This window comes from Leifsonia sp. NCR5 (assembly GCF_002105485.1).
In the GTDB taxonomy this organism is placed as follows: domain Bacteria; phylum Actinomycetota; class Actinomycetes; order Actinomycetales; family Microbacteriaceae; genus Leifsonia.
This window is the reverse complement of sequence record NZ_NCSR01000005.1, coordinates 1-21722: the sequence shown is the minus strand read 5'-3', so window position 1 is coordinate 21722 and position 21722 is coordinate 1. Positions and strand designations below refer to the sequence as shown.

At 69.7% G+C, this 21722-nt stretch carries 16 protein-coding genes and 1 pseudogene; 9 read left to right on the top strand and 8 right to left on the bottom strand.

Going from position 1 to position 21722, the window contains the following annotated elements; translation table 11 throughout:
- Positions 1–5 precede the first annotated feature (5 nt).
- Positions 6–158, bottom strand: coding sequence for a hypothetical protein (locus B7438_RS20480; protein ID WP_168688651.1), 153 nt, complete (start codon positions 156–158; stop codon positions 6–8).
- A gap of 128 nt (positions 159–286) precedes the next feature.
- Between B7438_RS20480 and B7438_RS05900 the strand changes: the two genes are divergently transcribed.
- The 3 genes from B7438_RS05900 (at position 287) to B7438_RS05890 (ending at position 4013) form a co-directional block, all read left to right on the top strand.
- On the top strand, positions 287–1300 hold the full coding sequence (locus B7438_RS05900; protein WP_247597285.1) for a sugar ABC transporter permease: 1014 nt from the start codon (positions 287–289) through the stop codon (positions 1298–1300).
- An 11-nt stretch (positions 1301–1311) separates the two neighbouring features.
- Entirely contained in the window at positions 1312–2244 is a 933-nt protein-coding gene (locus B7438_RS05895; protein WP_247597286.1) for a carbohydrate ABC transporter permease, read from the top strand.
- An 86-nt stretch (positions 2245–2330) separates the two neighbouring features.
- Positions 2331–4013: an extracellular solute-binding protein gene (locus B7438_RS05890; protein ID WP_085368632.1), complete on the top strand. Its 1683-nt coding sequence runs from the start codon at positions 2331–2333 to the stop codon at positions 4011–4013.
- Between the two features lie 69 nt (positions 4014–4082).
- On the opposite strand, the gene B7438_RS05885 is transcribed toward B7438_RS05890, so the two are convergent.
- Positions 4083–5261, bottom strand: a complete 1179-nt coding sequence (locus B7438_RS05885; protein WP_085368631.1) for an ROK family protein — start codon at positions 5259–5261, stop codon at positions 4083–4085.
- A 2-nt stretch (positions 5262–5263) separates the two neighbouring features.
- Positions 5264–7705 carry a glycoside hydrolase N-terminal domain-containing protein gene (locus B7438_RS05880; protein ID WP_085368630.1) on the bottom strand — a complete coding sequence of 814 codons (2442 nt, stop codon included), beginning with the start codon at positions 7703–7705 and terminating at the stop codon, positions 5264–5266.
- Positions 7706–7791: 86 nt separating this feature from the next.
- Between B7438_RS05880 and B7438_RS05875 the strand changes: the two genes are divergently transcribed.
- From B7438_RS05875 to B7438_RS05845, 6 genes are all read left to right on the top strand, one after another.
- Positions 7792–9996, top strand: coding sequence for an alpha-galactosidase (locus tag B7438_RS05875; RefSeq protein ID WP_085368629.1), 2205 nt, complete (start codon positions 7792–7794; stop codon positions 9994–9996).
- Positions 9997–10093: 97 nt separating this feature from the next.
- Complete coding sequence (locus B7438_RS05870) at positions 10094–12685, top strand: X2-like carbohydrate binding domain-containing protein (RefSeq protein ID WP_085368628.1); 2592 nt, start codon at positions 10094–10096, stop codon at positions 12683–12685.
- 73 nt (positions 12686–12758) lie between these two features.
- Positions 12759–13718 (top strand): acetylxylan esterase, encoded by a 960-nt coding sequence (locus B7438_RS05865; protein WP_085368627.1) that lies wholly within the window; start codon positions 12759–12761, stop codon positions 13716–13718.
- Positions 13719–14070: 352 nt separating this feature from the next.
- The gene (locus B7438_RS05855) at positions 14071–14517 is read left to right on the top strand and encodes a MaoC family dehydratase N-terminal domain-containing protein (RefSeq protein WP_085368626.1); all 447 of its coding nucleotides are present in this window, start codon (positions 14071–14073) and stop codon (positions 14515–14517) included.
- On the top strand, positions 14517–14936 hold the full coding sequence (locus tag B7438_RS05850; RefSeq protein ID WP_085368625.1) for a MaoC family dehydratase: 420 nt from the start codon (positions 14517–14519) through the stop codon (positions 14934–14936). Before B7438_RS05855 ends, B7438_RS05850 begins: the two co-directional genes overlap by 1 nt.
- Positions 14936–16090 carry a UDP-N-acetylmuramate dehydrogenase gene (locus B7438_RS05845; protein ID WP_085368624.1) on the top strand — a complete coding sequence of 385 codons (1155 nt, stop codon included), beginning with the start codon at positions 14936–14938 and terminating at the stop codon, positions 16088–16090. The genes B7438_RS05850 and B7438_RS05845 overlap by 1 nt, the downstream gene beginning before the upstream one ends.
- A gap of 168 nt (positions 16091–16258) precedes the next feature.
- Here B7438_RS05845 and B7438_RS05840 read toward each other — a convergent pair whose 3' ends face one another.
- The 5 genes and pseudogenes from B7438_RS05840 to B7438_RS05820 all read right to left on the bottom strand — a co-directional run.
- Entirely contained in the window at positions 16259–18361 is a 2103-nt protein-coding gene (locus tag B7438_RS05840; protein WP_085368792.1) for a RecQ family ATP-dependent DNA helicase, read from the bottom strand.
- A gap of 94 nt (positions 18362–18455) precedes the next feature.
- Positions 18456–19271 (bottom strand): ABC transporter permease, encoded by an 816-nt coding sequence (locus B7438_RS05835; protein ID WP_085368623.1) that lies wholly within the window; start codon positions 19269–19271, stop codon positions 18456–18458.
- Positions 19268–20170, bottom strand: coding sequence for an ABC transporter ATP-binding protein (locus B7438_RS05830; RefSeq protein ID WP_085368622.1), 903 nt, complete (start codon positions 20168–20170; stop codon positions 19268–19270). Before B7438_RS05830 ends, B7438_RS05835 begins: the two co-directional genes overlap by 4 nt.
- A 7-nt stretch (positions 20171–20177) precedes the next feature.
- On the bottom strand, positions 20178–20525 hold the full coding sequence (locus tag B7438_RS05825) for a hypothetical protein (protein WP_085368621.1): 348 nt from the start codon (positions 20523–20525) through the stop codon (positions 20178–20180).
- A pseudogene (locus B7438_RS05820) lies at positions 20522–21722 on the bottom strand (hypothetical protein); the annotation flags it as partial. The pseudogene B7438_RS05820 and the gene B7438_RS05825, both read right to left, overlap by 4 nt.

Here is a 21722-nt window from a genome sequence, read left to right as displayed (position 1 = left end):
CGAGGCTAACGCACACGAACGATTTTGTTGCCGCCGTGTGTTAATCGATGAACATCCATGCCGCCCAGGATGCGCCGAACCGGCCAGTGCCCGGCCCGCGCGGCGAGCATCCGGAATAGATTATTGACAACGGCAAAAAAATAGGTTTTGCTGTACACGGATCCGAGCCGGCCGACCCGTCGGCAGGCACAACAGACCTATTGGAGTCTTCGATGACGAAGGTGAGAAACACCCGGGCGTGCGCCGCCGAACATCGCCGGCATCGCGAGCAGGAGAGGCGCCTCCCGTGACGGCCGCCCCGCCCGCGACGAGTGTGCGGCCCGCCTCGACGGCTCAGAAGCCGCCGTCGCCGGCGACGCCGCCCCGGAAAGTCGCATCCCGACGCAGAACCCTCGGGCAGCGCTGGCGGATCTCCCTGAGGAGGCACTGGCAGCTCTACCTGCTGACGGTGCTTCCCCTCGCGTACTTCATCATCTTCAAGTACGTGCCGATCTCCAACGCGATCATCGCCTTCAAGAACTACAGCCCCGTGCTCGGGGTCTGGGGAAGCCCGTGGGTCGGCTGGACGAACTTCCAGCTCATGCTGCAGAACCCGCAGTTCCCCACGCTGCTCACGAACACCCTCGCCCTCTCCGGCTACGCGGTGCTGGCGAGCTTCCCCATCCCGATCATCCTGGCGCTCGCGCTCAACGAGGTGCGGCACCGCTGGTTCCAGAAGACCGTGCAGCTGGTCACATACGCCCCGTACTTCATCTCGACGGTCGTCGTGGTCTCCATGATGATCCTGATCATGGCGCCGAGGCTCGGGATCCTGAGCGAGGTCTTCGGATTCTTCGGCATTCCGTCGCCCGACTTCCTCGGCGACCCCGACTACTTCCGGCACGTGTACGTGTGGTCGGACGTCTGGCAGACGGCCGGCTACTCCGCGGTCATCTACATGGCGGCCCTGTCGGGGATCGACCCGTCGCTCTACGAGGCGGCCAAAGTGGACGGAGCATCCAGGCTCCGGAAGATCTGGCACGTGGACATCCCCGGCATCATGCCGACCGCGATGATCGTGCTGATCCTGAGCGTCGGCAACATCATGTCGATCGGGTTCGAGAAGGCCTTCCTCCTGCAGAACCCGCTGAACCTCGGCCAGTCCGAGATCATCGCGACCTACGTGTACAAGCTGGGCATCCTCAACGCCGACTTCGGTACGGCGACCGCCGTCGGCCTCTTCAACTCGGTCGTCAACCTCGTGCTGCTCCTTGTCGTCAACTGGGTGGCACGTCGAGTGAGTGGGAGTGGACTGTGGTGACCATCGACCGTGTGACAGAACGCCGGAAGCCGGCAGGCACGACGCGCATCCCGAAGCCGCGCCGCATCAGGGAGTCGGCCTCCGACCGCGCTCTGCTCGTGGTGATCTACCTCGGCCTGATCTTGGCGGCCCTGGTCGTGGTGCTCCCGCTGCTGTTCATCCTCGCCAGCTCGTTTTCCTCGCCGCACGCGGTCACGGCAGGCCAGGTGTTCCTCTGGCCGGTGGACTTCACGCTGAAGGGCTACCAGACCGTGCTCGCAGACCCGCAGGTGCTGCTGGGCTACGCGAACTCCCTCTTCTATATGGTCGCCGGCACCCTGATCAGCACGACGTTGACCGTCTGCATCGCCTGGCCGCTCTCCCGCCCCACCTTCATGGGCCGCAACGTGATCATGTCCATCCTGCTGTTCACCATGCTGTTCAGCGGCGGCCTGATCCCGACGTACATGGTGGTGCAGAACCTCGGGCTGCTCGACACCCGCTGGGCGCTGCTGCTCCCGCAGGCCGTCGCCGTCTGGCAGGTGATCATCGCGCGGACGTTCTTCCGCTCGGCGATCCCCGAGGAGCTGGTCGAAGCGGCCGAACTCGACGGCGCGAGCGAGTGGCGCTTCCTCTGGACGATGGTGCTTCCACTCTCCAAGCCGCTGATCGCGGTCATCGCCCTCATGTACGCGATCGGGCAGTGGAACGGCTACTTCGACGCCCTGCTCTACCTCAAGAGCTCCGATCTGTTCCCGCTCCAGCTCGTGCTGCGCAACATCCTGGTGCTCAACGCCACGAACGGGGGGACGAACGACCTCGCCGCCCAGGCGCAGAACCAGGATCTGGTCAACCTGCTCAAGTACGCGCTCATCGTCATCACGAGCGTTCCGGTGCTGATCATCTACCCGTTCGTCGCCCGCTACTTCAACAAAGGGGTGCTCATCGGCTCGGTCAAGGGCTGACCAGGCCGATCCGCCGCCCCGCTCTCTCCCCACCGCAACACCGCACGTCCCGTCACGCAATTCAGGTTCCAAAGGAGGAACGAACGATGATGTCCACCACAGGCAGTCGCGCCGGCCGGCGCAGACTCTCGGTAGCACTCACGGCCGCTGCCAGCGGCGTCGCACTGCTCGCACTCGCGGGCTGCACCCCCAGCTCGGCGTCCGCCGGCGACGACAAGATCGGCGGGACGGCGCACCTGAGCGTCTTCGCGCAGCAAGGCACGGGGCAGGATCTCGCCACGAACGCCTTCACCAAGGAGGTCGCGAAGAAGTTCAACATCGACTTCACCTGGCAGACCACCACACAGGACTCGTCGGTCGCCCCGGAGAAGCGGCAGATCCTGATGGCGAGCGGCGACTACCCCGACGCCTTCCTCCTCATCCCGTGGGTGGACCAGTTCAACCAGGTCGACGTCGAGAAGCTCGCCCAGCAGGGCGTCGCCGTGCCGCTCAACGACCTCATCAAGCAGTACGCGCCCGACATCCAGAAGGTGCTGGACAGCAACGCGGACTACAAGGCGATGGCGACGTCTCCCGACGGCAAGATCTACGGCCTCCCGCAGCTGGCCGAGACGCAGCACATCCAGTACCCGTCGAAGCTCTGGATCAACACCGACTGGCTCAAGAAGCTGAACCTCTCGATGCCGAAGACCACGGAGGAGATGAAGAAGGTCCTCGAAGCGTTCAAGGACGGCGATCCGAACGGCAACGGTGCGAAGGACGAGATCCCGCTCAGCGGTGACTCGCACGACACGCTGATCCCGTACTTCATGAACGCGTTCATCTACGACCCGCAGAACCCGGACAAGGGAATCCAGTCCACCACGGTGCTCAACAAGGGCAAGGTCGACATCCAGGCCAACAAGGACGGATGGCGCGATGGCCTGAAGTACATCAGGTCGCTGTGGCAGGCCGGTCTCATCGACAAGGGGGCGTTCACGCAGAACCCCGCAGCGCTCGCCCAGGAGGGCAACAACGCCGGACCGGTCGTACTGGGCAGCGCCAGCGCCCTTCACCCGTACATCTTCGTGAGCCCGGGCGCGAAGGACGGCAGGGACAAGCAGTACGACGCCGTGCCGCCGCTGACCGGGCCGGATGGCGCAGACTATGCGACATACGCCTTCGGCAGCACGCCCGGTGCGACGTTCCTGCTGACCAACAAGGCCTCGAAGAACGACCAGGTCGCCGCCATCAAGCTGGTGAACTACCTGTTCACCGAGAAGGGCCAGCTCGACGGCAACTTCGGTCCGGAGGGGAAGGGCTGGGCGAAGGCCGCCGCGAGCGACAAGGCGCTCGACCCGTCGGAGAAGCCGGCGTTCACCAACCTGCAGCTGTCCCAGGATGCGGCGAACGCCGTGCAGTGGGGCGCCCTGTCGACCTACAACCAGAACGCGGCGTTCCGCGGATCGCAGGCCGTGCCGACGGACATCTACGACACCTCGGGCTACGAGCGTCGCCTGTTCGATGCGACCCAGCTGTACAAGGGGCACGAGGACACGAGCCAGATCTACCCCACCTGGCGGGTGTGGCCCGACCCGGCCAAGGCGACCCAGATCGCGACACAGCAGACCAACATCGACAACTACGTGACCCAGAACGCTCTCGCCTTCATCACGGGCTCGAAGAACATCGACACGGACTGGGACTCGTACGTGAAGGGCTTCGACGGCCTCGGGCTGAAGGACTACCTGAGCAGCCTGCAGACGGCGTACGACAAGTCCAAGAAGTAGTCAGCGCGACGGCGGGCGGGCACCTCGACGGGTGCCCGCCCGCCGGCGTCTCCGGATGCGTTCGGCCGGTCAGCCTGCCAGGGACCGGATGGCCGTCGCGGCGGCGCCCCTCGCCCAGTCCTCGAAGGTGTGCGGCCGGACGACGATGCGGCAGAGACCTGCCGAGGAGAAGACGTGCTCGTCGTAGGTCTGGCGCAGCGACGCCTCGAACAGGTCGAAGTGGGCCACTCCCTCCCCGCCGATGATGACGAGTTCGGGGCCGACCAGGTTCACCAGGCTGGCGATGGCCGCGCCGATGACGCTTCCCGCCTCGGCGAAGGCCCGCTCCGCCGCCTGATCGCCCGCGCGGGCGAGAGCCACCGCATCCGGGATGGTCACGGCGCGTCCGTGCGCGGACGAGACGGCGGCCTCGATCGCACTGGTCGCTGCAACCGCCTCCACGCAGCCGCGGCGCCCGCACGCGCAGATGCGGTCGGGGGAGGTGAGCGGCAGGTGACCGATCTCACCGGCGACGCCGTACGCGCCCTCGACCACGTCGCCGTTCAGGTGGAGGCCGCTGCCGATGCCCCGTCCGATGGTGACGATCGCGAACGAGCGAGTGCCGAGGCCGACGCCGAACCAGTGCTCCCCGACGGTGAGGGCGCTCACGTCGTTCTGGACGACGACGTCGACGGACAGGCGCTCCCGCAGCATCGCGCCGAATGGGACGGCCCGCCAGCCCATCAGCGTGGAGTCGCGCACCACACCGGTCGTCCTGTCGACGTCGCCGGACACCGCGACGCCCACCCGGGCCAGCCGGGATGCCAGTGCGCCGAGCCTCTTCTGCAGGTGATCGCACAGGTCGGCGACGGCGTCGGCGACTGCGGCAGGGTCGTGCGAGGCGAGCGGCAGGCGTTCGGAGGCGATGACCCGGGTGGTGAGGTCGGTGGCGACGCCGATGAGCTCGTCGACGTTCACCTTCACGCCGAGCGTCACGACCGCATCCGGCACGATCGCGACCGGGCTGACCGGACGGCCTGGCAACCCCGTCAGCTGGGGGTCGAGTGCGTCGCTGACGATCCCGGCGGCCACGAGAGGCGTGACCGCCTTCGTCACCGCGGCCTGGGACAGCCCCGTGAGCCTGGCGACCTCGATCCGGCTGATGGGGGAGCGGGTGAGGACGGCGGTGAAGACGCGCGTGGCCGCATCCGACGACGAACCGAGCAGCGCGACGCGTCTGCGCGTCTCGTCGTCCGTGGATTCGTGCACGCCTACCTCTGTCGTCGACCGGTCTCCATCTCCAAGCGTACGGGGAACTCGTCCACGGGATGCTGAACGGTGTGCTCCCCGCGGGCAGGAATCTGAACGTCGCGGTCGGTGGTCCCGTACCGGATGCGCACCGTCACCGGCTCCGACCGGGGGTTGCGCAGCACGGCGGTCACGAGGCGGCCGTCCGACCACTCCAGGTCGGCCGTGAGCCCGCCGCGGACGCCCAGGCCGGTGGCCCAACCGTCCGGCCATGCCGCCGGCAGAGCGGGAAGCAGGTGCACGACGCCCGCGTGGGACTGCAGCAGCAGCTCCGCGATGGCGGCCGGGAAGCCGAGATTGCCGTCGATCTGGAAGGGCGGATGCGTGCTGAACAGATTCGGCAGGAGTCCGCCCCACTCCGAGCCGTCGACCGGCCCGTGCCTGAGCGCATCGCCGTCGTACCGCGTGAGCGCCTGCTGCAGGAGTTCGTGCGCCGTCTCGCCGTCGCCCAGGCGGGCGCGGAGTGCGATCTTCCAGGCCCAGGACCATCCCATCGCGCCGTCACCGCGGGCGTCGAGGAAGCGTCGCGCTGCGTCGGCGAGCGCCGGGGTGCCGTCGGGGGTGATCAGCTCGAGCGGGTAGAGGGCGACGAGCGCTGACAGGTGGCGGTGGGCGGGCTCGTGCTCCTCGACCTCCTCCGACCATTCGAGCAGTCGTCCGTCGCTGCCGATGCCGGGCTCGGGGATGACCGCGAGCGCAGCCTCGATCTCCGGGCGCAGCCGGTCGGTCCGTCCGAGCGTGTCCAGCGCGCGCAGGGATCGCTGCAGGAGGGAGCGGATCAGCTCCGTGTCCATCGTCGCCGTGAGCCCGAGCGCGCGCGGCACGCCGTCGGCGTCCCGATACGAGTTCTCCGGAGAGGTGGAGGGGGCCAGGTACCCGACGCCGTCCGCATCCACCTGGAGCCAGTCGAGGCAGAATTCGGTCGCGCCCCGCATGAGCGGCCAGATCCGTTCGCGCAGGAGATCGTCGTCCGCGGTGAACTCGTAGATGTCCCAGAGCGAGTGGGTGAGCCAGACCCCGCCCATCATCCAGATCGCCCAGCTGGGAGCGCCGTGGCCCATCCCGACGGGAAGGCTCCAGCCCCAGAGGTCGCTGTTGTGGTGGGCCACCCAGCCGCGGCAGCCGTACAGCTCGCGCGCGACGTCGCGCCCGGTGAGCGCCAGCCGCTCGACGAGGGAGATCAGCGGTTCGGCGCAGGCCGTCACCGCGAGTGGTCCGGCTGCCCAGTAGTTCATCTGGGTGTTGATGTTGATCGTGTAGTTGGACGACCACGCCGGGCGCAGTTCGCCGTTCCAGATGCCCTGCAGGTTCGCGGCCGGTCCGCCCGCGCGCGACGACGACGTGAGGAGGTACCGGCCGTACTCGGCCGCGACGGTCGCCCTCAGCCCGTCGTCGTCCAGCAGGACGTCGGTGTCCACGTCCCAGAGTCCTTCGCGTCGTCCGCCGATCGCGAACCGCGCCGCCGCCGGATGACGGGGTTCGTCATCCGCGGCCGGGGCGCGACCGCCGGCGATGGCGCCGGTGGCTCTGTCCCGTGCGCGGTCCCGGATCGTCTCGGTGGAGACGGTCCGCCACTCGTCGTCCGCGCCGGCCCACCATGACTCAGCGCGGGTGGAGGACGAGAGGGCGATCAGCAGTGTGCGGGCGCCACGGACGACGAGACCGGAGTCTCCGTGCTCCGTCGTGCCGTCGCTCCACACGGAGACGGCCGCGGCGGCGAAGCCGTCGTAGCCTCCGTCCCCCTGCTCCGCGTAGCGCAGGGGAGGGTGGACGGACTGCTCGTGCAGCGGCGCACCGTCGACGGGCACCGCGACGTCGATGGTCAGCGTCTCGCCGGAGGCCGTGCGCCCCAGTTCACGTAGCGGCGTGGTGAGGGTCAGGCGCACCTCGGGCAGTGGCTCCGTCGCGGTGATCGACACCTGCAGCGTCCGGGCATCCACGCGGGAGACGCGCTCGACGCGGGCGCCTCCGACCTGCAGCGTCTCCGTGACGAGCCGCCGGTCGAGGTCCAGGATCCTGGCGGGCTCGCCCTCGACCTGCTGCGCGCCGGGGAGCTCGACGCCGAGATCGACGAACGGGAGGAACTCCTGGCTGTAGCGGCCCTCGAAGGTGAGCAGCAGCTCCTCCGCCCTGTCCAGGTCGCCGGCCGCCAGCGCGGCGCGCACCTCGGTCAGACGTTCCGGTCCTGCTCCCTGGGCGACCAGGCGGCGGAGTTCGTCCGCCGACGTCTCGGGGGTGCCGGACCAGACGGTCGCGTCGTTGACCTGGTAGCGGCCGGCCGCGCCGCCGAAGACCATCGCGCCGAGGAAGCCGTCTCCGAGGGGGAGTGCCTCCTCCCAGCGGGTCGCGGGGGCGTGCCAAGCGAGCCGGAGCGTCTGCTCGGGCGTCGCGTCGGAGATCGTCATCGGTCGTCCTTCCGGGGGTTGCACTCGAAACACTAAGCGTGGTTAATTTACATTGTCAAGTAACCTCCATTCGCTAGGAGCTCCTCATGCTCGACGGCTACGGCGCCGTTCTTGCCCTGCGTGCAGCAGGCACATCCATCGTGATCGACACGGCAGGACGCGTGCCGCGCGTCCTGCACTGGGGAGCCGACCTCGGCCCGCTCAGCGACGCGGAAGCTGCGGCCCTCCGCGAGACCGGCGGCCCCGCCGTGCTCAACAATGCGCCGGACATCCCCCGGGCGTTCAGCCTCTGGCCCACCGAGTTCGAGGGATGGGCGGGCACGCCCGCGCAGGAGGGCCACGCCGCAGGGACCGCCACCACACCGCGACCGCGCACCGTCGCTGCGCGCTCCGAACACGATGGTGACGACGGCGGCGGCAGCATCGAGATCGAGCTGGAGGATGCGGTCACCGGGCTGCGGTCGACCATGACCATCCGTCTCGACGGCTTCGGGGTGCTCTCCGTCGATGTCTCCGTCGTGCGCGATGTCGCGCTGGACGCGGCGGCCACCGACGTCCCGTACACGCTCGACGCCCTTCGCGTCCTGCTCCCCGTGCCCGATCGGGCCGTCGAGATGCTCGACTTCACCGGCAAATGGTGCCGCGAGCGGGCGCCGCAGCGCGGCGAGCTCTCCTTCGGCAGCCATGTCCGCCGCGCCCGCCGCGGCAAGCCGGGGCACGACGCCCCCTTCCTCGTCGTCGCGGGAACGGAGGACCTCGGTTTCGGCCGCGGGGAGGCGTGGGCCACGCATCTCGCCTGGAGCGGCGACGCCGAGTACGTCGTCGAGCGGCTCACCGAGGGGGCGGGCGCCTTCTCGTCGGTCATCGGCGTCGGGGAAGGCCTCCGGCCCGGCGAGATCGCGCTCGCCGCCGGCGACAGGTACGTGGCGCCCACGGTGCTGTTCGTCTGGTCCGGTGCTGGACTGGACGGCATCGCCGACCGCCTGCACCGGCGGCTGCGGGCGCGCCCGTCGCACCCGCGCTCGCCGCGTCCTCTGACCCTCAACTCGTGGGAGGCCGTCTACTTCGACCACGACCTGGAGCGGCTCACCGCCCTGGTGGATCGCGCATCCCGGGTGGGTGTCGAACGCTTCGTGCTCGACGACGGCTGGTTCCACGACCGCCGCGACGCGAACGCCGGCCTCGGAGACTGGGTGGTCGACCGCACCGTCTGGCCCGACGGGCTCGGCCCGCTCGTGGAGCACGTCAGGGAACGCGGAATGCAGTTCGGGATCTGGTTCGAGCCGGAGATGGTGAACCTCGACTCCGATCTTGCGCGCGCGCATCCCGAGTGGGTGCTCGGGCCGCGCGAACTCGGTGCGGCCGCTCGCGACCAGTACGTGCTCGATCTCACGCGTCCGGAGGCGTACGAGCACGTGCTCGGGCAGATCAGCGCCATCGTGGACGAGTACGCGGTCGACTACATCAAGTGGGACCACAATCGGGACCTCTCCGAGGCGGTGAGCGGCTACGCGGGTATCGACCGCCCCGCCGTGCACGACCAGACCATCGCCCTCTACCGGATGCTGGACACGCTGCGTGCGCGCCACCCGCACCTCGAGATCGAGACCTGCTCGGGAGGCGGCGGTCGCGTCGACCTCGGCATCCTGCAGCGGACCGACCGGGTCTGGGCGTCCGACTGCAACGATCCCGTCGAGCGGCTGCAGATCGAGCGGTGGACCAGGATGCTCGTCCCGCCGGAGCTCATCGGCTCCCACCTCGGCGCCGAGAGGTCGCACACGACGACCCGCCGCACGGACCTGTCCTTCCGGCTGATCGTGGCGCTCACGGCCCACGCCGGCATCGAATGGGACCTGCAGGAGGCGGACGACGAAGAACTGGCGGTCATCGCCCAGTGGGGCGCCGTCTACCGGGAACTGCGCGGTCTCATCCATTCGGGCCGGATCGTCAACGCCGACGTCGCCGACGACGCGACGGTGTTCACCGGGATCGTCGCCGACGACGGCTCGCGCGCCGTGTACACCTGGGCGCGGCTCGCCACCTCGGCCCCCGGGCAGTCCGGCCGCGTGCGCTTCCCCGGCCTCGACCCGGACGCACGGTACAGCGTGCGCATCCGCGACGAGTTCGGTCCGGCCAGCCGCCACCAGAGCGCCGACCCGTCCTGGATCACCGCCGCTCTCGACCAGGCGGGCACCACCCTCCCCGGATCGGTGCTCGCCGTCGCCGGCGTCCCGCTCCCCACCCTCAACCCCCAGCAGGCGATGTTCTTCGACCTCGTCAGGATCCCCTGACGCCGGACGCAGGCCAGGCACGCCACCCAGACGGCCCACCGCACCGACCGCTCCTCCCGCACCGACGCGTCAGGGGCTCTTCAGAGAGGAAGAACGCATGACTCGCAGAACACGCATGCGACGGGGCCTGCCGGCTCTCGTCGCCGCGGTCGCGGCGTTGGGACTGGTGGCGGCTGCCGCCGTCCCGGCTTCCGCGACGCCGGATCCGACCACGACGCCGACGCCGAGCGCGACGGCCACGGCCACGCCTCAAGCCACGGCGACGCCGCAAGCCACGGCGACGCCGCAAGCCACGGCGACGCCGCAGTCCACCGCTACGGCGACGCCCACGGCCACACCGAAAGCATCCACTGCTGCCGTGCCGTCGCCCATCCCGCCGGCCGCATCCACCGCCGACCCGTGGGCGCTCACGCCGTACCTGGGCTGGAGCAGCTACAGCATGCAGGTCTACAGCGGGAACGGGAAGTGGATCACCGCAGACCAGCTGATCGCCCAGTCCGACGCGATGAAGGCCAAGCTCGGCAAGGCCGGCTACGACCGCATCAACGTCGACGCCGGCTGGAGCGACGGCGTCGACGCCAACGGCAGGCCGACGCCCAGCGCCGCCCTGTACCCGCAGGGGCTCAAGAAGGTCATCGACCACGTGCACGCCAACGGTCAGAAGTTCGGCGTCTACCTGATCCCCGGCATCTCGTCGGAGGTTGCAGACAAGGCGTACCCGATCGCGAACGCACCGGGCTGCACCACGCACGACATCATGAAGCAGCCTCCGCAGCAGGCCGACTACTGGAAGATCGGCTACCGCATCGACTTCTCGAACCCGTGCGCGCAGAAGTACGTCGACTCGATCGCGGACGAACTGGCCGACCTCGGCGTCAACTTCGTCAAGTTCGACAGCGTCACCCCCGGTTCCGGCATCAGCGACGGATCGGTGGATGCGCGCGACGATGTCGCCGCGTGGTCGTCTGCCCTCAAGAAGCACGGCATCTGGTTCGAGCTCTCCTGGGCGCTCGACATCAACTACGCCGACTACTGGAAGCAGTACGCGAACGGCTGGCGCGTCGACTGGGATGTCGAGTGCTACTGCGGCGGCGAGGCCCTCACGCAGTGGGACAACATCAACAGGCTCTTCCCGCGGGCCGCTGACTGGTGGAGGCACGCCGGTCCGGGCGGATGGAACGACTTCGACTCCCTCGACGTCGGAAACGGGAAGATGGACGGCCTGACCCCGGATGAGCGGCGCACGGCGGCCACGCTGTGGGCGATCTCTGCGGCGCCGATGTACACCGGCAACGACCTCACGAAGCTCGACACGCTCGGCCTCGAACTGCTCACCAACAAGGAGGTCATCGCCGTCGACCAGGCCGGCGTCCCCGCCCGTCCGGTGTCCACGACCGCGAAGCAGCAGGTCTGGTACGCCCTGAACGCCGACGGCAGCTACACGGTCGCGCTGTTCAACCTCGGGCGTTCCGAGTCGGACGTGACAGCGAACTGGTCCGACATCGGGCTGAAGGGCCCTGCCACCGTCCGCGACCTGTGGTCGCACAAGAACCTGGGCCGCGTCAAAGACGCGTTCGTGGCCTCCAACGTGCCCATCCACGGTGTGCGGCTGCTCAGGGTGACGCCGGACAGGGATGCGACGGTGACGGTCAACGACGACGCGCTCGGGATGAAGTACGGCGGAATCTGGACCCGCAACGGCGGGGCGGAGGTCGCCTCGACCACCCAGGCGCTGACGGTGAACGTGACGGACACGGGCACCCCTGCGCCGTCCACGTCCACCGGGCCGACGCGCACGACGAGCATCAACGACACCGACCCCGGCATCGCGTATTCGGGTCAGTGGGGGTACAGCTCCGGCCGCAACTTCGGCGACTACCAGGACGATGTGCACTACGCCGAGCATCCGGGCACTGACTCGTTCTCGTACACGTTCACGGGCACCGGCATCTCCTACGTGACCGAGCTGGACTCGTCGGAGGGCGGCGCGGACGTGTACATCGACGGGTCGCTGGTGAAGACGATCAGCGCATCCAGCGCCCCGTCCGCTCCGCATGTGCCGCAGCAGACGGTGTTCACGGCGACCGACCTCACCAACGGGCAGCACACCCTGCGCGTGGTGATGAAGTCCGGCCAGTTCATGCTCATCGACCGGCTCGACGTGCTGCAGCCGAACCTGATCGACCCGTCATCGGTGTCGTTCGACACCAAGGCTCCGGCCGCCGCCTCGTTCTCCGTTCTCCGCGACCCCGGCGAGTTCACCGGCATCACGGCGAACGGGAAGACGCTCGCACAGGGCTCCGACTACACCGTGTCCGGCTCGACCGTCACGCTCAGCACCGCGTACCTCGCGACGCTGCCGGTCGGCGCCGCCACGCTGAACGTCGGCTTCCGCGGGGACTACCTGGACGATGTCCACTCCACGAAGGACACGGGCGCCTCGGTCTCGTACGCCTTCTCGGGAACGGGCGTCGGCTGGCTGGCCCCCACCGGCCCCGACCAGGGCATGGTCGACGTGTACATCGACGGCAAGCTGGTCAAGCGCGTCGACACGCACAGCGACACCCGCCGCACCCAGCAGAAGGTGTTCAGCACGTCCGGCCTCCGGAACGGTAAGCACACCATCATGCTGGTCAAGGAGTCGGGCGATCTGATGCGCACCGACGCCGTGCGATACACCGGCCGCTGATACCGAGGGTGGGCCGGGCGCGCCGCCTGGCCCACCCCATCCCTTTCTTTCGTATTTCCTCAGGAGCGATGCGATGACGATCACCCACCCCGGCACCGAGTTCCCCGCGCTCCTCGGCCGCGAGCCGCTGCCGACACCGGACGACTACGACGACTTCTGGGCGGAGGCCCTGGACGAGGCCAGGTCCCACCCCCTCGACCTCCGGCGCGAGCGCATCGACACCGGCCTGTCCGCGATCGACGTCTTCGACGTGTCGTTCGCCGGGTGGGAGGGGAGGCGGGTGCACGGCTGGCTGCGCATCCCGCACCACCGCAGCGGTGCCGTGCCCGCCGTGGTGCACGCCAACGGCTACGGCGCGGGGCGGCTGTCGCCGATCGACGACCTCACCTGGGCGGCCGCCGGGTTCGCCCAGCTGCTCGTCGGCACCCACGGGCAGGAGGGAGGGAGCACCGGCCACCTCCTGCAGGGCATCGACGACCCGCGGCGCTCCTACTACCGCGGCGTCTTCGTCGACGCGGCGCGTGCCGTGGATGCGCTGCGCTCCCTCGACGAGGTGGACGCGACCAGGGTCGCGGCGATCGGCAACAGCCAGGGCGGCGGCATCGCCCTGGGCGTCGGCGCACTCGTCCCCGACCTCGTGGCGGTACTCGCCCAGGCTCCCTTCCTGACCGACGCGCCGGACGGCATCCGGCTGGCGGCGAACGGCCCGTGGCTGGAACTCCGCGACTACCTGACCGCGCATCCCGACCGCGCCACCGCGGTCGCGCGAACGCTCGCATACGTGGACGGCGTCACCTCCGCCAGACACGCCGTCGCCCCCGGCTGGATCAGCGACGGCCTGGCAGACGACATCTGCCCGCCGGAGACCGCCCGCGCGGCGGCGGCCGCGTACGCCGCCCCCGTGATCTTCCGCGAGTGGCCGGGAGCAGGGCACGAGGCAGGCGGCGCGGCTGACCGCCAGGGCGCCATCGGCGTGTTGCGTGAGCGGTTCGGCCTCGGTCTGCGACACGGAAATGTCGGTGGTTCCGCGTAAATTCAAGGAAGAGCCAAAAAAGTTCGAAAACACTACATGTAGTGGAATGACAATCGTGTCATTCGGGTTATATAGTGGGTGAACACCGCAAGATGCGGAGCACAACGAGACTTCTAGGGGAGGCCATCATGGACTACGAAAGCGACAGTGTTGGCGGCTACTCGGTTCCCGTCGACCCCATGGATCTGCTGCAGTGCGACAGCTGCCAGTAGGCAGCAGCACCAGCACGAGAACCCCGACGGCTTCGGCCGCCGGGGTTCTTCTTTGTCTGCGTGGCGTTATCTGCGCGGCTTTGTCTGCGTCGTTTTTCCTGCGCGGCGGGGGCCGCGCGCCGCTTCCGTAGAATGGGCGAGTGGCAGTGAACCCAGAGTTGCAGGGGCGGACGTTCGCCCCGACCAGTCCTTATCTTGTCGGGCGCGAGAAGATCCGCGAGTTCGCGCGGGCCGTCCTCGCCACCAACCCGATCAACGTCGACGTGGAGGCCGCGCGCGCCGCCGGTCACGCCGACCTGGTCGCGCCGCCGACGTTCCCGGTGGTCGTGCAGGAGCAGACCCTCGCCCAGCTGCTGGCCGAGCCGGATGCCGGCATCGACTTCAGCAGGGTCGTCCACGGCGACCAGCGGTTCAGCTACACGCGCGCGGTCGTCGCCGGTGACGAGCTCACGGCGACGCTGACGGTCACGAGCGTCAAGTCGCTCGGAGCGCACTCGATGGTCACGGCGGAGTCCGTCATCGTCGACGCGTCCGGCGAGCACGTCGTCACCGCCGTATCCACCCTGGTCGTTCGAGGAGACGAGTGATGCCCGAGTTCGACACCCTCTCCGTCGGTGACGTCGTCGCCGAGCAGAGCTACCACCTGACGCGCGACAACCTCGTGCGCTACGCGGGCGCGTCCGGCGACTTCAACCCCATCCACTACCGTGACGACATCGCCACCTCGGTGGGCCTTCCTGGCGTCATCGCGCACGGGATGCTCACCATGGGCCTCGCGGTGCAGCCCGTCGTCGACTGGGCGGGGGACCCGGCCAGCGTCGCCGACTACCAGGTGCGGTTCACTCGCCCCGTGGTCGTCGACCCGGCCGATGGCGCCGACGTCTCCGTCGTGGCCAAGGTGGGACAGCTGGATGCGGAGTCGCGGGCAGCCCGCATCGACCTCACCGTGACCTTCGACGGCAGCACCGTGCTCGGCAAGGCGCAGGTCCGCGTCTCATTCGCCTGATGTCAGACCAGACCCCCGCCCTCTCCTCGCTCACCACCCTGCAGGTGGGAGGCGTGCCGGAACGCCTGCTCGAACCGTCCACGCGCGACGAGCTGGTCGCGACCGCGCTCCACGTGTGGCGTGACGGCGACGAGTGGGCGCTCCTCGGCGGCGGCTCCAACACGGTCGCCAGCGACGACGGGTTCGACGGGACGATCATCCACGTCGTCACCCGCGGCATCGACCGCCTCGACGCCCCGGCCGGACGCATCCGGTTGCGGGTGCAGGCGGGGGAGCCGTGGGATGCGCTGGTCGCCCACACGGTCAGGAACGGCTGGTCGGGCATCGAAGCCCTCTCTGGCATCCCCGGCTCGACGGGAGCAGCGCCCGTGCAGAACATCGGCGCGTACGGCCAGGAGCTGGAGTCTGCGCTCGCCGGCATCGAGTTCCTCGACGCGAGCACCGGCGAGCTGCGCACCATGACCAGCTCCGACCTGCGCCTCGGCTACCGCACCTCCGTGCTGAAGCAGGGGATGCGCGGGGTGGTGCTGTCCGTGGACCTCGAGCTGGAGGACGGCAACCAGCCCGGCGGCTTCGGAGCGCCGATGAGCGCCCCGATCGCGTACGCGCAGCTGGCGGATACTCTCGGCGTCGCCCTCGGCTCCCGGGTGCCGGTCGCCGAGCTGCGCCGCGCCGTGCTCGCCCTGCGCGCATCCAAGGGCATGGTGCTCGACCCGGCCGACCAGGACTCGGTCAGCGCCGGCTCGTTCTTCACCAACCCGATCGTCTCCGAGAACTTCGCCCGCTCGCTTCCGGCCACGGCACCGCGCTGGCCGGTGACGCCTCCGGAGCCCGATCGCGTGCTCGGCCTCGCAGCGCCCGACCAGGAGGGCGGCGGCGTGTGGCCCGGCGACATCCCGGGCCTGGCAGGCGGCCCGTACGTGGTGAAGCTGAGCGCCGCGTGGCTGATCGAGCAGTCCGGCATCCGCCGCGGCTTCTCGCTCCCCGGCTCCCGGGCGGCGATCTCCGACAAGCACACCCTGGCGATCACCAACCGCGGGGGAGCGACGGCCGCCGACGTGACCCAGCTGGCGTCGTACGTCCAGGCCCGCGTGCAGTCCGAGTTCGGCGTCATCCTGCATCCGGAGCCCGTGCTGCTCGGCGTCTCGCTCTGATCCCGGCGACGGCGGCGACCGGCTTCCCGCTTCATCAGCGCGACGGCGCTCGCGTTCAGCAGGAGACTTCGTAAGACACGCCGCAGCGAACTCCGTTCGAACGGAGAAACGATCCCGAATTGACTCACTTCTCCGGCGATGCGGTGTGCAGGACCGGAGTACCGCGCATCACGCGCGCAGCGCGGCCGCGAACGGCAGCACAGCAGACGCGCCCGCCTGCCGCAGCGTGCGCCCTGCGACCGTGATCGTCCAGCGGCTGTCGACCAGGTCGTCCACGAGCAGCACCGGCACGCCCTGGGGCAGGTCCAACGCGTCGGCGGAGAAGCGGTTCCACACCGACGACAGACGGAACGCGCTGTTTCCTCCGGCCTCGCCGGACGGACCGCCGTCGACCAGGTCGAGCGTGCCGGCGAACGGGAGCCGCCCGGCGTCGGCGAAGCCACGCGCCAGCGTCTGCACGAACTGCGGACGGCGGCGAGACGGCATCGCCACCACCGCGGCCGGGCGCTCCGCCCAGTTCCAGTCGGCCAGCACCCGGATGCACGCGGCCAGCAGCGCGGGAGGGCACGGCTGGTCGACGGCTCCCGCCCCGAGCAGTTCGCGCAACGGGCCGCCCCAGCCGAGGTCGGTGAGCCGGGCGAGCGCCCGTCCCGGCTCCAGCTGCTCGTCCTGGCCGATCTTGCCCTTCACCGGCACGCCGAGCCGGTCGGCGCCCGTCGGCCAGAGTTTGCGCGGTTCGATCTCGACCCCGACCCTGTCGAGCGCGGACGCCACCGACGAGCTCGCCGAGTCGTCGATCGCGGCCGGATACCAGGCGCCCGCGCAGTTGTCGCAGCGACCGCAGGGCTGAGCATCCGGGTCGTCGAGCGCGCGCTGGAGGAACATCATGCGGCACTCGCCGGTGGACTCGTAGTCGAGCATCGACTGCTGCTCCGCGGTGCGCGCGGCGGCGATCCGCTCGTACCGCTCCCGGTCGTATGTCCACGGCGTGCCCGTGCTGATCCAGCCCTTCGCGACGCGCTTGACGGCCCCATCCACGTCGAGCACCTTCAGGAGCAGTTCGAGCGTGGACGGCTTGAGGTCGACCTGGCTCTCCAGTGCGCGGGTCGACTGCGGCTCGGAGTGCAGCGCGCCGAGCACGGCGTCCGCCTTCGCCTCCGACGGCATGGATGCGGTGGCGAAGTAGTCCCAGATCGCCCTGTCCTCCTGCCCGGGCAGGAGCAGCACGTCGGCGTTCTCCGTGGCACGCCCGGCGCGGCCGACCTGCTGGTAGTAGGCGACGGGCGAGGACGGGGCGCCGAGGTGCACGACGAAGCCGAGGTCGGGTTTGTCGAACCCCATGCCGAGTGCGCTCGTGGCGACCAGCGCCTTCACCTCGTTGCGCTTCAGCCGCCCTTCCAGGTCTTCGCGCTCCGCCGTATCGGTCTGGCCGGTGTACGCGTATGTCTCGTGCCCGGCCTGCCGCAGCAGGCGAGCGGTGTCCTCCGCAGCGGACACCGTGAGGGCGTAGACGATGCCGCTGCCCGGCAGCCGTTCCAGGTTGCTGACCAGCCAGGCGAGCCGGGCGCCGGCATCCGGCAGCGTGAGCACGCCGAGGCGCAGCGAGCGCCTGGCCAGCGGCCCGCGGATGGTGAGCACGTCTTCGTGACTGCCCGTGCCCATCTGCTCAGCCACGTCGGCCACCACGCGTTCGTTGGCGGTGGCCGTGGTGGCGAGCACGGGCACGCCGTCCGGCATCGTGGCGATGAGGTCGCGCAGCCGTCGGTAGTCCGGCCGGAAGTCGTGGCCCCAGTCGGAGATGCAGTGGGCCTCGTCGATCACCAGCAGGCCGCTGCGGGCGATGAGGTCTGGCAGGAACTCGTCGCGGAACTGCGGATTGTTGAGCCGCTCGGGGGAGACGAGCAGCGCATCCACTGTGTCGTCGCGGAGGCGCTGAGAGACGTCGTCCCACTCGTGGCGGTTGGCGGAGTTGAGGGTGACAGCCCTCACCCCCGCGCGTTCGGCCGCCGCCACCTGATCGCGCATGAGAGCGAGCAGCGGGGACACCAGGATGGTGGGGCCGGCGCCGCGGGAGCGCAGCACCATGGTGGCGACGAAGTACACCGCCGACTTGCCCCAGCCCGTCCGTTGCACCACCAGGGCACGCCTGCGGTCGTCGACGAGCGCGGAGATCGCCTCGAACTGCCCGTCGTGGAAGTCGGCCTGCGGATCGCCGACCAGGGCGCGGAGGGTGTCGACGGCCTGATCTCGTGTGGTGCTGGTGGTGCTCATGGACTCATCGTTCCAGAGAGCACCGACGCCGAGGCCCACGGGGCTCAGATCGGTGGAGAACTCGCGGGTGTGGAAAACGCGCGCGTCGCGCTCGTCAGGCCCCGTCCTTCCTGATCCAGCGGAACGTCAGCCGGCACGCCAGCAGCCCGGCGACCAGCCAGACCAGCAGCACGACGGCCATCCACCCCAGCTGCCAGCTGCCGCTCGGCTCCTGCGACTCGAACGATGCGGGCAGGAACACGCTGCGCATCCCTTGCGCGATCCACTTCAGCGGAAAGATGCTCGCGATGTTGCGCAACCACTCCGGCAGCAGGTTGAACGCCAGGTACACGCCGGAGATGAACTGCAGCACGAGCACGATCGGGATGATCACGGCCGTCGCGCTCTTGCCCGTGCGCGGCACGGCGGACAGCGCGATCCCGAGCACGGCCGACGTCACGATGCCCAGCGCGTAGATCCACGCGAACCGCAGCCACAGCTCCGGCTCCGTCGGCAGTTCGACGCCGAACAGCACCCTCGCCATCACCAGCAGCAGCGCGATCTGCAGGATGCTCGTGACGATCACCTGCCCCATCTTCCCGATGAAGTACGAGACGACGGGCAGCGGGGTGCCGCCGAGGCGTTTCAGGGTGCCGTCGCTCTTCTCCACGGCGATGTCGACGGCGAGGTTCTGCACGCCGCTCAGCAGGATGCCCGCCGCGATCATGCCGGGCAGATAGTAGGCGGCCTGGCTGATGCCGCCGGAGCCGTCCGGCGCCTCGCCCACCTTGCCGAGGCCCTGGAACGCGACGGAGAAGATCCCGAGCATGACCACGGGGAAGAGGAAGGTGAAGAAGATGGTGTCGGCCTGGCGGAAATAGGTGAGCACCTCGTACCGGATGCGGACGAAGCCGAGCGGAAGCGTCCTCATGCTACGGACTCCGACCCGGTAGAAGCAGACGCCGACGATTCCGCCGCCTGCACCAACCCCAGATACACGTCCTCCAGGCTCGGCCGGATCACCTCGAGGTCCCGCGGTTCGCCGCCCACCTCGGCGGTCAGGCGGGCGACCACCGCCGCCGGCGCGTCCGTGCGCTCTTCGCGCAGCCGCCCGTCTGCATCGCGCCACCGCACGATCGGGATGCGAGCCGCTCGGTCTCCGATGGTGTCGACCGCCCCGATGTCGATCAGTTCGCCGCGCGCGATCACCGCGACCCTGTCGCTCAGCTGCGCGGCCTCGTCGAGGTAGTGGGTGGTGAGCAGGATCGTCGTCCCTTCGCGTTTAAGGTCGCGGACCAGCTGCCAGAACTCGCGCCGCGCCTCGGGGTCGAACCCGGTGGTCGGCTCGTCCAGGAACAGCAGCTCCGGCCGCCCGATCACGCCGAGCGCCACATCCAGCCGTCGTCGCTGACCACCCGACAGATTCCGGATGCGCACCTTCGCCTTCTCTGCGAGCCCGACGGCCGCGATCAGCTCGTCAACATCCCGCCTGGCCGGGTAGAAGCGCGAGAAGTGCGCCACCTGCTCGCGCACCGTCACATCGGCGGCCTCCCCGCCGGACTGCAGGACGATCCCGAGTCGCGCCTTCCACGCCGACCCTCCGCGGTGCGGGTCGACGCCGAGCACGCTCACCTCGCCCGAGCTGCGATCCCGGTAGCCCTCGAGGATCTCGATGGTGGTGCTCTTGCCCGCCCCATTGGGGCCGAGCAGGGCGAAGGTCTCGCCCTGCTCGATGTCGAAGCTGACCCCTCGGACGGCCTCGAACGGCCCGTACGACTTCCGCAGGTCACGGACGACGACGGCTGGACCTCCGGGGGGACGAGCGCTCATCCACCCATCATGCCCGGCGGCGGCGCTGAGCGCTCCTCACTCCGCCGAGAACGGCGAGCACCACGATGATCCCGCCCGCGACCGCGAGGCCGAGAGCCCACGCGCTCGCCGGCGTGAGGGACGCGAACCACACCTGCGCGGCGATCAGCCGGTCGCGGGCGGAGAGCACGGCGAGGGTGCCGCCGGCGAAGACGATGAGTATGGCCCCCCAGACCACCCCGCCCCAGCGGATCTGCGCCGAGCCACGGGATGCGCTGGGCTGCTGCTGCTGCGCGCCCCATCCCGGTTCCTGGCCGAAGACGACCGTCGGGGTGCTGTCTGCGTTGGTGCCCGCTGTGTTTCCGGTCACGCTCATCGTGCGACCTCCTCGGTGCTCTGCTGGACGACCACCTGGTCGAACTGCTGGACGCGGACGATCGCGTCCGCCTTCTTCGACGGCCCGACCATCAGGTCCACGGTGCAGAGACGGTCGTCGTCGGACGTCGTGCAGGTGTGCTCGGTGCGGCCTCCGTCGGCGTCGCCCACCGAGATCCCCTGGCCGCGGGTGGTCGCGACGATCGAGACCGTCTTGTCCGCTCCGAGGAGGAGGGTGGTGGTGCCCCCGCCCTTGACGAAGTCGACCACCGGAGTTCCGCGGTGCGATTCGAGAGCATCCTCGAAGACGATCGTCGTGTCACCGAACGGCTGAGCGTACTGAGCGTTCCCCGTCGGTCGCAGCCAGGCTCCGTCGAAGACGATCTGACCGCTGCGCGGCACCCACGCCGTCACCAGTGTGACCACGGCGAGCAGGATGCCGAGGAAGATCAGGAACCCGCTGCGCCTCCTGGCCAGCCCGGCGATCAGCGTCGCGACGCCGAAGACGAGCGTGGCAGCGGCGAGGGCGGCGGTCACGCCGTAACCGGTCAAGCCGGTGGTGGGCTCCCAGATGGCGGACACGATGGCGGCAGCCACGAGGGCGAGGCCGATCGTCGCCCAGCCGAACGCAGCGCCGATCCGTGGGTTCGCGGCCCGGTACGCCCTGCGCTGCGCGGCCGCCTCCGCGGTCGCGACCGACGCCTGGGCGCGCATCTCCGCGGCGCGCTGCCGCTTCACGGCGCGCATGTCCTCGTCGAGCCTGGCCTTCCACTGCGCGTGCTCGGCCTGCCAGCTGGCGTGCCTGGTGCGCCAGCCGTCCACGTCCTCCTGCGAGGCGCCGACGGTCGGCGCGGGCGGCTCGGTCGGCTCGGCGGTGACGTCGAGCAAGGGCTTGGTCGCTGAGGAGTCGGCCTCTGTGGCGTCTGCCGGGGAGTCGAGCGGAACGGTGTCCGCCGCATCCGGTGCACCCGACGCACCTGACGCATCCGGTGCACCCGCCGCATCCGGTGCCGACGTGGTGGCGGAAGCGGCCCCCGCCGCGTCCGCCGCCGTCTCCGGCCCCGTGGCCGTGCCTGCCGCATCGGCGGTCCACACGCCCGGCCCAGGTGCCCCCGCCGCACCGGACACGCCGCCAGCCACGCCAGCGGCAACGCCACCAGAAGCCGCAGCCCCCGGCGACGCCCCCGCGCCCGCACCA